General features: G+C 66.5%; 11 protein-coding genes. 4 read left to right on the top strand and 7 right to left on the bottom strand.

The features are described 5' to 3' along the window. On the top strand, positions 1 to 191 hold a 191-nt coding region (locus ACK41U_RS15295), incomplete at its 5' end, for an FCD domain-containing protein (RefSeq protein WP_409681801.1). A 266-nt stretch (positions 192 to 457) separates the two neighbouring features. Here the strand turns inward: ACK41U_RS15295 and ACK41U_RS15290 are convergent. The 5 genes from ACK41U_RS15290 to ACK41U_RS15270 form a co-directional block, all read right to left on the bottom strand. Continuing rightward, positions 458 to 1,531, bottom strand: a complete 1,074-nt coding sequence (locus ACK41U_RS15290; RefSeq protein WP_409681799.1) for a helix-turn-helix transcriptional regulator — start codon at positions 1,529 to 1,531, stop codon at positions 458 to 460. Positions 1,532 to 1,763: 232 nt separating this feature from the next. Next, a complete protein-coding gene (locus ACK41U_RS15285; RefSeq protein WP_409681797.1) occupies positions 1,764 to 2,870 on the bottom strand; it encodes an ABC transporter ATP-binding protein in 1,107 nt (368 codons plus the stop codon). Between the two features lie 3 nt (positions 2,871 to 2,873). After that, a complete protein-coding gene (locus tag ACK41U_RS15280) occupies positions 2,874 to 3,713 on the bottom strand; it encodes a carbohydrate ABC transporter permease (RefSeq protein WP_409681804.1) in 840 nt (279 codons plus the stop codon). A 4-nt stretch (positions 3,714 to 3,717) separates the two neighbouring features. Next, on the bottom strand, positions 3,718 to 4,593 hold the full coding sequence (locus ACK41U_RS15275) for a carbohydrate ABC transporter permease (RefSeq protein WP_409681802.1): 876 nt from the start codon (positions 4,591 to 4,593) through the stop codon (positions 3,718 to 3,720). 62 nt (positions 4,594 to 4,655) lie between these two features. Then, positions 4,656 to 5,897 (bottom strand): ABC transporter substrate-binding protein, encoded by a 1,242-nt coding sequence (locus ACK41U_RS15270; protein ID WP_409681795.1) that lies wholly within the window; start codon positions 5,895 to 5,897, stop codon positions 4,656 to 4,658. Between the two features lie 180 nt (positions 5,898 to 6,077). Here ACK41U_RS15270 and ACK41U_RS15265 point away from each other — a divergent pair, with 180 nt between their 5' ends. The 3 genes from ACK41U_RS15265 (at position 6,078) to ACK41U_RS15255 (ending at position 9,306) form a co-directional block, all read left to right on the top strand. After that, positions 6,078 to 6,806 (top strand): response regulator transcription factor, encoded by a 729-nt coding sequence (locus ACK41U_RS15265; RefSeq protein ID WP_409681793.1) that lies wholly within the window; start codon positions 6,078 to 6,080, stop codon positions 6,804 to 6,806. Beyond that, positions 6,796 to 8,196, top strand: coding sequence for an ATP-binding protein (locus ACK41U_RS15260; protein ID WP_409681791.1), 1,401 nt, complete (start codon positions 6,796 to 6,798; stop codon positions 8,194 to 8,196). The genes ACK41U_RS15265 and ACK41U_RS15260 overlap by 11 nt, the downstream gene beginning before the upstream one ends. Positions 8,197 to 8,283: 87 nt before the next feature. Next, positions 8,284 to 9,306, top strand: a complete 1,023-nt coding sequence (locus ACK41U_RS15255; protein ID WP_409681789.1) for a Gfo/Idh/MocA family protein — start codon at positions 8,284 to 8,286, stop codon at positions 9,304 to 9,306. A gap of 21 nt (positions 9,307 to 9,327) precedes the next feature. Here the strand turns inward: ACK41U_RS15255 and ACK41U_RS15250 are convergent, their stop codons facing one another. Together ACK41U_RS15250 and ACK41U_RS15245 are read right to left on the bottom strand one after the other, a co-directional pair. Then, complete coding sequence (locus ACK41U_RS15250; RefSeq protein ID WP_409681787.1) at positions 9,328 to 9,933, bottom strand: TetR/AcrR family transcriptional regulator; 606 nt, start codon at positions 9,931 to 9,933, stop codon at positions 9,328 to 9,330. Positions 9,934 to 10,027: 94 nt separating this feature from the next. Next, entirely contained in the window at positions 10,028 to 11,206 is a 1,179-nt protein-coding gene (locus ACK41U_RS15245; RefSeq protein ID WP_409681785.1) for a M24 family metallopeptidase, read from the bottom strand. Positions 11,207 to 11,211: the final 5 nt, after the last annotated feature.

The following is an 11,211-nucleotide window of genomic DNA, read 5'->3' as shown; positions in this document are numbered from 1 at the left end:
AGATCGGGTTCGGCATGAATCTGTCGCGCTCGCTGACGCTGCTGGCCGATCCGGCGCGGCAGGAACAGGTCCAGTCCGAGCATCGCGCCGTCATCGAGGCCATCCGCAGCCAGCACCCCGACAAGGCCACCGAGGCGATGCGCCACCACATCACCGCAGCCCGCGACCGCATGTTCGTGGGAACGACCTGAGCGACGGGCCGGGTCGGCGCGCCTCAGGGTGGTGCCAGCAGGATCGGCGTGACGGGAAGGCCGCAGGGCGGGCCGAACAGGCCCCGCGCCAGACGCGGGGCCCTACTCGACATGAAATAACTGGTTAAAATACGATCCGCCAATGCAGGAACCCTGAGGTCCTCAAGGCTGGGCAGCAATTATCCGGTCATTTGTGCGACCGCTTACCCCGCGGGGGTTAAAAGCGACAACCCGGTGATAAAAATACATTCTGCGCAGCGGCGGGATCAGCGCGGACGGACGAGGCGGATGATATCCGCCTGACTATGCGCCCCGGTTTTCGCATAGAGGCTGCGGATCTGCGCCCTGATGGTTTCACGTGACAGCCCCGCCTCGGTGGCGATGTCGGCGGCGGTCTTGCCCCCGACAAGCCCGTCGATGGCGCGCATTTCGGCCGGCGTCAGCCGGTAGGTCTGCGCGATCAGCCGCCGCTCGAATGTCAGGGGCGTGCCGGTCAGCCCGCTGAGCATGATGATCAGCGACGCGCCGTAAAACAGCATGTGCATATTGTCCTGTTCGGGGCGGCGCAGCGACACCTTCAGATGCGGAAGATAGCAATCCACCGATCGCGGCCCCGCGTAATCCGTCCGCGTCATCTGCGAAATCCGGTCCGCCAGTTCGCCGGGGCGCACGTGAAGGCGGCTGTTGTTGAACACCAGAGGCGTGGTCTGACCCTCCAGCAGCCCGGCCACCGCGCTGTTCATGAAGGCGATATGGCCGTCGCTTCTGATCAGCATGACACCGGCCCCGAACGCCTCGGGCACCGACTGCGACAGCAGGTCCATCTGGGTGCCGGGGCCGGAATGCTTGTAGAATGCGCGGGCGCGCTGCAGATGCGGACCCAGACTGGTCAGCTTGCGGGCCATATGCGTGCGGCCATCGTCATCGGCATGGCCGCTGAGCAGCACCAGCGACGAGACCCGCTGGCCGGATGTGCTGATCTTGATCCCCGCCGAGGCGCGCACCTCGTTGGGCATCAGCCATTCGTTGAAAAAGCTGTTCCGTCGCCGCTCGTGCCCGGCGACCAGCGCATCATCGGGGATGCCCACTCCGACCGGCTTTGCGGCCATCGCCTGCTGCAGCAGGTTCCGGGTCACGTAATGGGATTGATACGCCTCCAGCGCCGCGCTGTCGAAGCCGGTCTGCTGCGCGACAAAGCTGTTGCCCCGGTGCAGGTGGTCATACATCTGCATCGTGGCCTTTCCGGCCGGAATGTCGCGCGTCAGGTGCTGCAGAAACGCGGCCCAGGACCGTTCTCCCAGCATCGCGGCATAGAGGTGGTCGATGTCATCGCTGAACATGTCCGGAAGTATCTTTTATGCGACGCGAATGAACAGGTGCTGGCTGACCCGGACGCGGCGGGCACGCGATCCGCCGCCGGGATATGGGCCATTTGCACTATTTGCACGCATTGCGATAGTCCGGCTGCCGGATTCACCCTGCCTTATCGCATGTGACGCTGGGTCAATTCCCAGGACGTCGAGGTCCCGGGACCGGGCTGCGACTTTCGGACGCAGCCTGGTGAGGGTTCCGTCAGTTCAGCCGCTCACCATCCGTGGGCGAGAAATACGACACTTTGGACAGATCGAAGGCCAGCGGAAAGGGCTGGCGCGCCTGCACGGCGCTTTCGGCGCGCAGCCGCGCGGTGACCGGCTTGCCGCCCAGATGGGTGACGGCAAAGGTGTCAGCGCCCGCCGGTTCGACGATCTCGATCATCACATCGCCGCCCGCACCCTGCGCGGTGCCGGGCAGATGGGCATTGCCTGTGGCCTCGTGGATGTCCTCGGGGCGCACGCCCAGAATGATCTGGGCGGGCAGGTTGCGGGCCACCGGATCGGTGATGACCAGCGGCGCCGCGCCATCGCGCTCGATCTCGATCCGGGTCTGGCCGCCTTCCGACCGCACCCGCGCCGGGATCAGGTTCATCGCCGGGCTGCCCATGAAATCGGCCACGAACATGTTCGCGGGCCGGTTGTAGATCTCGGCCGGAGTCCCGATCTGCTGGATCACGCCGCCCTTCATGACGACGATCTTGGTGGCCAGCGTCATCGCCTCGATCTGGTCATGGGTGACATAGACGATGCTGGCGTTCAGGTCCTGATGCAGCTTCTTGATCTCGGTCCGCATGCTGACGCGCAGTTTCGCGTCGAGGTTCGACAAGGGCTCGTCGAACAGGAACAGCTTGGGGTCGCGCACCAGCGCCCGGCCCATGGCGACGCGCTGACGCTGGCCGCCCGACAGCTGGCCCGGCTTGCGGTGCAGCAGCGGCTCGATCTGCAGCTGGCGCGAGACCTCGGCCAGCTTGGCCTCTTGCGTGGCCTTGTCGACGCCGCGCACCTTCATGCCGAAGGTGATGTTCTTGGCGACCGTCATCGTCGGGTAAAGCGCATAGGACTGGAACACCATCGCGATGTCGCGGTCCTTGGGGGAAACGCCGGTGACATTGCGCCCGGCGATCTGGATGTCGCCGCCGGTGATCGGCTCCAGCCCGGCGATGCAGTTCAGCAGCGTGGACTTGCCGCAGCCCGAGGGGCCGACCAGCACAAGGAAATCGCCCTCATTGATGCTGATATTGATGTCGTGCAGAATATGGGTGTCGCCATAGGCTTTCTGCAGGTGGTCGATCTGAAGGATGGGCATGGCTTATCCCTTGACGCTGCCGGCGGTCAGGCCGCGGATGAAGTATTTGCCGGCGATGACATAGACCAGCAGCGTGGGCAGGGCGGCGATGATCGCCGCGGCCATGTCCACGTTGTAGGCCTTGATGCCGGTGGTGGAGTTGACGATGTTGTTCAGCGCGACGGTCACGGGCTGCGAGCCTGCCCCGCTGAAGCTGACGCCGAACAGGAAGTCGTTCCAGATCTGCGTGAACTGCCAGATCACCGAGACGGTGATGATCGGCAGCGAGATGGGCAGAAAGATCGACCAGAAGATGCGGAAGAACCCGGCCCCGTCAACCTTGGCCGCGCGCACCAGCTCCTGCGGGATGGTGACATAGTAGTTGCGGAAGAACAGCGTGGTGAAGCCGATGCCATAGATCACATGGACAAAGACCAGCCCCGGAATCGTGCCCGCCAGCCCCATCAGGCCCAGCATCTGCGCCATCGGCAGCAGCACGACCTGAAACGGGATGAAGCAGCCGAACAGGATCATCGCAAAGAACAGGTTCGCGCCCTTGAAGCGCCATTGCGCAAACACATAGCCGTTCAGCGCCCCCACGATGGTCGAGATCATCACCGCAGGCACCGCCATCACGATGCTGTTCCAGAAGAACGGCCGCAGCCCCTCGCACTGGGTGCCCGCGCAGGCGGTGGACCAGGCCTCGAGCCAGGGCGCAAAGGTGATCTGGCGCGGCAGCGACAGCAGGCTGCCCGTGCGGATTTCCTCAAGGCTTTTCAGCGAGGTGGTCAGCATGACGAACAGCGGCATCAGATAGAACAGGGCGAACAGGATCAGCATCCCGTACAGGCCCCAGCGCAGCATGGTTTTACTGGTCACGGCGGGGCCTCAATTCACTATACAGATAGGGAACGACGATGGCGAAGATGACCATCATCATGATCATGGCGCTGGACGCCGCCTGCCCCAGATCACCGCGCGAGAACGCCATCGCGTACATATAGGTCGCGGGCAGGTCGGTCGCATAGCCGGGGCCGCCGCCGGTCAGCGCGATCACCAGATCGAACGCCTTGATGGCCAGATGCGCCAGCACGATGAAGGCCGACAGGAAGATCGGCGCCATGGTCGGGATGATGATCGCGGAATAGATGCGGTGGGTGGGGATGCCATCGACCTGCGCGGCACGGATGATCTCGCTGTCGACCGAGCGCAGACCGGCCAGAAACAGCGCCATCACGAAGCCCGAGGCCTGCCAGACGGCGGCCAGCACGACGGTATAGATCGCCATCTCGGGCTGGATCAGCCAGTCGAAGGTGAAACTTTCAAAGCCCCAGCCCCGGATCGTCTCCTGCAGGCCCAGACCGGGGTTGAGGATCCATTTCCACGCCGTGCCGGTCACGATCAGCGACAGCGCCATCGGATACAGATAGATGGTGCGCAACACGCCCTCGGCCCGGATCTTCTGATCCAGAAAGATCGCCAGCATCAGCCCGATCACCATCGAGATCACGATGAACAGCCCGCCAAAGATGAACAGGTTGTTCATCGCCACATCCCAACGCGGCGCGGCGAACAGGCGGGTGTATTGCGTGACCCCGTCCAGCTCGTATCGTGGCATCAGCCGTGATCGGGTAAAGCTGATCCATGCCGTCCAGGCGATGAAGCCATAGACGAACACCATGATCGCCACGAAAGACGGCGCCAAGACCAGCTTGGGCACGTTGCGTTCAAGCCATTCCATTATCCGGATATCCCCAATGAAATATCCCGCACCCCGGTCGGAGGCGCGGGACGTTCAGGCCAAGATCACATCGCGTTGGCGACGGCGTCGGCCAGTTGCTGCACGGCGTCTGCCGACGACATGTCGCTGTTGAAATGCGCGGTCACCACATCGGTGATCGCACCGGCGGGCGCGCCGCGCAGCGCCATGCCATGCGCATAGCTGGGCAGCAGGCTGCCCGCCTCGGCATCCGCAACCATATCGGCATTGGACTGCACCGCGCATTCGTCAAACGCCTCCAGCGACACATCGGTGCGCGCGGGGATCGAGCCCTTGTTCAGGTTGAACGTCTGCTGGAAGTCCGGGCCCATGATCAGACCGGCCAGCAGCGCCTGACCCTGCTGCTTGTCCTCGCCGTCCAGCTCGAAGAACGCAAAGCTGTCGACGTTGTACAGGAACCCCTCGCCCGGCGTGGGGGCGCAGACGAAATCGGTGCCCGGCGCCTTGCCTGCGGCCAGAAACTCGCCCTTGGCCCAGTCGCCCATGATCTGGAAGGCGGCCTCGCCGTTCATGACCATGGCGGTGGCAAGGTTCCAGTCGCGCCCCGAGAAGTTGGGATCGACATAGCCCCGGATCGTGCGCATCTGGTCAAAGACCTGCACCATCGTGTCCGAGGTCAGCGCCTCGGGGTCCAGATCGACCAGCGACTGCTGATAGAATTCCGGCCCGCCCAGACCCAGCACGACAGTCTCGAAGATCGTCGCATCCTGCCAGTTCTGACCGCCATGGGCCAGCGGCGTCACGCCCGCTGCCGCCAGCTTGTCCGCCGCCGCGTTGAACTCGTCCCAGGTGGTCGGCATCTCGATGCCATGCTCGTCCAGGATCGCCTTGTTGCCCCAGATCCAGTTCACGCGATGCACGTTCACGGGCGCGGCGCACCACTGGCCTTCGCATTTCATGTGTTCGGCGATCCGGGCGGGCAGAACGGCGTCCCAGCCGTTTTCCTCGGCCACGGGGCCGATGTCAGCCAGACCGACCTCTTCGAACCATTCCTGAATGGCGGGGCCCTTCAGCTGCACGGCTGTCGGCGCATTGCCCGACAGCACGCGCGCGCGCAGCGCAGTCATCGCCGCGTCACCGCCGCCGCCTGCCACCGGCATGTCGGTCCAGACGCCGCCCTCGGCTGCGAACTGTTCCTGCAGCACGGCGACCGAACGGGCCTCACCGCCCGAGGTCCACCAGTGCATCACCTCGGCGGTGGGTTCGGCCATTGCGGGCACGGCCAGCATCATGGCGGTCGAGGCCGCCAGCACGGATTTCATGGTCATGGATCCTCCCAGATCGTTGCCGCGGATCACGCTCCGCGTATGGTGGCGGGATCATGCCGCAGGGGCCGATATGTCTGCAACGCAGCACAGCCATGCGGTCGCCAGATTTTGCGCCGTTACGTTACAAGCTGTTACACAACCCGCGCGGCGATGCTATTGCCTGCCCCCAAGGAGCCCGCCATGAGCCTGCACCGCCTATTGCTGGTCGAGGATGATGCCGATATGGCCGCCATGCTGGCCGCCTATCTGCAACGCCACGGCTTTCACGTCACCACAGCCGCCAGCCGCGCGGGGGCGCTGGCGGCGCTGGCGGGTGCGCGGGTCGATCTGATCCTGCTGGACGTGTCTCTGGGCGACGACAACGGCGTGGCGATCTGCGCCGAGATCCGCGAGGCGCAGGACGTGCCGGTCATCATGGTCAGCGCCCTGTCCGCCGACCATCAGCGCATGGCCGGATACGAGGTCGGCGCCGATGACTATATCGCCAAGCCCTTCAACCCCGACCTGCTGCTGGCGCGCATCCGCGCGGTGCTGCGCCGGGCACATCGCGCGCCCAGCCTGTCGCATCGCAAGCGCGACAGCGTGCTGCGCTTTGGCGGCTGGCGCTATGACGCGCGGCGCGACGAGGTGACGGCGCCCGGCGGCTGGCAGGTGTCGCTGTCCTCGCGCGAAACCGCGCTGTTGCGGGTGTTTCTGGCCAATCCGCTGATCCCGCTGACGCGCGAGGAAATCGCTGCCGCGCTGGATGATGACGAGCCCGCAGGCGCGGTGGCAGGCGGGGCGGCAGGGGGCCGCGCCATCGACATGCTGGTGGGCCGGTTGCGCCACAAGACCGAGGCCGGGCTGATCCGCACCGAACGCGGCACCGGCTATGTGCTGACCGCCGAGGTGGCGCGCGATGATCCCTAGCCTGCGCGTGCTGGGCAGCCTGTGGGTGGGGCTGGCCATGCTGGCGGGCGGGCTGGCCGTCTGGCTGTGGATGGCCAGCGACGCGGCATGGCGGGGGCATCTGGACCGCGCCTATATCGCCGGGCTGGCGCTGCATGACAGCGTCGAGAACGGCTCGATGCTGCCGCCGGGCCTGCGGATGATCCCCCGCGCCGATCCCCCTGCCCTGCCTGCGGGCTGGCGGCAGACGCTGCTGACGCTGACCGGCGGCGGGCGCCCGGACCTGCCGCGCGGCAGCCGCCTCCAGATCCGCATCCAGTCGCCCGACATCCAGTATCCGGTGGCGGGCGTGCAAAGCTTCGGCGGCGCCTCGCAGGCGGCGGGGCTGGCTTCGGTCACGCGGACGCTGGCGCAGTATTGCAGCCAGCCGCGCCTGTTCGTGCAATCGGGCGAGGGTCCGTGGCTGGCGGTGGACGGCGCGGCGGTCTGGGGCTGCGAGGCGGCGCCGCCCGACCGGCGCCTGCTGGCCGGGGCGGTCGGTCTGGCGGCGCTGGCGCTGTTGCTGGGCTGGGTGACCGGGGTCTCGGGCGCGTTCACGGCATTCGCCCGCGCGCTGGCCGATCACCGCGCCCGCAGCGCGCCCCTGCCCGAAGGCGGCGTGCTGGAGCTGCGCCAGACCGCGCAGGCCGTGAACGCCTATATGGCGCAGGACCGCGCCGCGCTGGAAAACCGGGCGCTGGTCCTGTCGGGGGTCAGTCACGATCTGGGCACGCCCGCCACCCGCCTGCGCCTGCGCACCGCCCTGATCGAGGATGCCGGTCTGCGCGCGCGGCTAGGGCGCGACATCGACGAGATGACGACCATGATCGACGGCGTGCTGACCTATACCCGCGCCGAGATCGGGGCCGAGCCGTTCCGCCAGCTGTCGCTGTCCTCTCTGGCGGGGGCGGTGGTGGCCGATTATCAGGATGTGGGCCTGAAGGTGACGCTGCGCGCCGCGCCGCCGCGCCCGGCGCAGGCGGGCACGCTGTTCTCGCGCCCCTCCAGCCGCGCGGCGACGGACGGCCATGTGCTGCTGATGCGGGGCCAGCCCACCGCGCTGCGCCGGGCGCTGTCGAACCTGATCGACAATGCGCTGAAATACGGGCGCGAGGCGGTGGTGCTGACCGGCGGCGATGCCGATGAGGCGTGGATCACCGTCACCGATCGCGGCTCGGTGCTGACCGGGGCCGATCTGACCCGCCTGACCGGGGCGTTCCAGCGCGGCGGCAATGCCGGGGCCGCCCCCGGCGTGGGGCTGGGCCTTGCCATCGTCTCGACCATCGCGGCGCAGCATGGCGGGCGGCTGGAATTTCACCGCGCGCCCGAAGGGCTGGAGGCCCGGCTGATGCTGTGCCGCAACTGGGCCTGACCGCGCCCGCCCAAGGCTTCGCATCGGCGGCCGCCCGCGCTACCCTCGGCCCGACCCGTGACTGACAGAAGAGAGGAACAGGCAATCATGGCAGAGATGAGGAAAAGCGTCTGGGGCGTGCTGAGCACGGCCAATATCGCCGTCAATCAGGTGATCCCGGCCCTGCTGCAAAGCGACAGGCTGGTCGTCGGGGCCATCTCCTCGCGCGATGGCGCGCAGGCGGCGGCGGTGGCGCAGCGGCTGGGGATCGCGACCGCCTATGGCAGCTACGACGAGTTGCTGGCCGATCCGGCCATCGACATCATCTATAACCCGCTGCCCAACCATCTGCATGTGCCCTGGACCCTGCGCGCGCTGGAGGCGGGCAAGCATGTGCTGTGCGAAAAACCCATCGCGCTGAGCGCGGCCGAGGCCGCGACCCTGACCGACGCCTGCCAGCGCAGCGGCAAAAAGGTGCGCGAGGCGTTCATGATCCGCGACCACCCGCAATGGCTGCGCGCGCGCGAACTGGCGCAGACCGGCGCGCTGGGGCAGGTCCGCGCCATCCATGTCAGCTTCTGCTATGACAACCGCGACCCCGCGAATGTGCGAAATCAGCTGGCGATCGGCGGCGGCGCGCTGAACGATGTCGGCTGCTATGCGGTGGCGGTGGGCCGGTTCATCTTTGGCTGCGAACCCCTGCGCGTCGTGGCCGAGGTCGATCGCGACCCGGTCTTTGGCACCGACCGCCTGACCAGCGCGATCATCGCCTTTCCCGAGGGCCGCCGCCTGCTGTTCACCTGCGCCACGCAGTTGGTGCGCAGTCAGGATGTGCAGATCATCGGCACGACAGGGCGCGTCTCGCTGCCGGTGCCCTTCAACCAGCCGCCCGACCGCGAGGCGCTGTTGCTGATCGACGACGGCACGGTCCTGAAGGGCAATGCGCCGACGGTCGAACGATTCGGCCCGGTCAATCAGTACACCGCGCAGGCCGAAGCCTTCGCCGATCTGTGCCTGTCGGGGGCCGATGACCCCTATGACCTGCGCGACGCGCGGCGCAACATGCGGGTGATTGATGCGATGTGGTCCTCGGAACAGTCGCAGGGCTGGGCCTCTGTCAGCGGCGACTGAACCGCGCGCCCGTGCATCAGGTCACGGCGCGGGCGCATCCTGCGTGCCCGCGCCATCCGCCTGCCGCAGGTCCCGCAGCGGCGCGGCCACCATCTCTTTCCAGTAGGACAGAAGCCGCGACAGCTGATCCGGTGAATCATAGGGCGCATGAACCGCCAGCCCGCGCAGGAACGCCAGGTTCACGTGCAGAAAGCTCAGCGCGCGCGGATCGTCCGGGTCCAGCCCCAGCAGCCCGCAGGACAGCCGGTCCCGGATCGGCTGCCATTCCCGCGACACCACCGACAGGCTTTGCTTCAGGTCGGGATTCATCCGCGCCGCCAGCATCAGTTCCAGCGACGCGATGTAATCGGGGCGCGAGAAGAACGCCCCCCACAGATAATCGCAGAACTCATCCGCAGTCATCCGGCCCCGGCCCGTCTGTGCCTCGGCATGCTCGCGGCGCTCATCGTGCCACAGCGCGATCAGGTGCCGGAACGCCGCCGTCAGAACCGCATCGCGCGACCCGAACTGATGCGTGATGGCGCCCTTGGACACGCCGGCCCGCTTGGAGATCACGTCCATCGTCGTGCGCTCATAGCCCAGCTCTGCCAGGGCAGACAGGGTCGCCTCGCAGATCAGGCGACGCATGGCGGCGGACTTTTTATATTGGCGCGTTTCACTGCGCGCGGAATTCTCGTCGTCCGTCATGTCTTCCAATGCCCCGGCAGGGTGTCCTATCAGATCAGAGGATTGTCTGGGAAACAATATCCTTGGGCGCCTGCGTCAGCACCTCGGGCGGGTCCGCGACCACGACGGTATCATCGACACGAAACCCACCCACATCCCAGATATAGATGCCCGGTTCGGCGGAATAGACCTCGTTCCGGCGCAGCGGGCGGGTGTTGAAGGCGGTGTCGGCGGGGTATTCGTGGCCGCGCATGCCGACGCCGTGGCCGGTGCGGTGAAAGATGTGATCGCCATAGCCATCCGCCTCGATGACCATGCGCGCGGCATTGTCGATCTGGCAGACCGGGTTGCCGGGTCGCATCGCGTCGATCGCGGCCAGATTGGCGCGCAGGGCGGTGTCAAAGGCCCGCTCCTGCACGTCCGAGGGGCGGCCGCAGAAAAAGATCCGCTCATTCTCGACCGTGACGCCGTTCAGGCGCGGGATCACGATATTGACCAGCCCGTCGCCCGTCTCGATCATGGCGCCGGTCTGCGCGCCGTTCCCGTGCGGCGAGGCGGAATGCCCGCCGCGCAGCGTATAGATGCGCCATTCGCAGTTCTGGCCGGGAAAGCGGCGGGCGGATTCGACCACGGCCTGCCGGTGCATCTCGACATCCAGTTCCTGAATCAGGCGCCCTGCCCGGATATTCTCGCGATAGCGGTCCTGCACCCAGTCGGAAATCGCGGCCGCCTCGCGCATCAGCGCGATTTCCTCGTCATGCTTCACGAAACGCAGCGGTTGCAGATCCCCGGCCACCGGCACGGCCTGACCGCCGCCCAGATGCCGGATGATCCGGCCCATCCGCTCGCCCGCGCTGTCATAGCCCAGACGCGCGCCATGCAGGCCCTTGTCGCGCAGCCGGTCCGCGACCACGGCGTCGAATTCGGGATAAAGCGGCACGCCCGCGCGCTGATGTTCGTAATAGAACACGACATCCGACAGCCAGCTGCTGCCGCGTTCCAGCGCAAAGCGCAGGTGATGGGTGGACAGCGAATGCAGCACCGCGAACATCTCGCCATCGCGCGGGATCACGACGGCGATGGGGCGTTCCCAGGGGCGCACATCCACGATCCAGTTCGTATAGAACTCGGAATCGACATCGAACAGGATCACCGCATCCAGGCTTTTGCGGTCCATCATGCCGCGCAGTGCCGCATGCCGGTAGTCGAACACGTCTTTTGACAGGAACGCCATTGCAG

This window comes from Paracoccus sp. (in: a-proteobacteria) (assembly GCF_046289755.1).
Taxonomy (GTDB): Bacteria; Pseudomonadota; Alphaproteobacteria; order Rhodobacterales; family Rhodobacteraceae; genus Paracoccus.
This window is presented reverse-complemented; position numbering and strand designations above follow the sequence as displayed.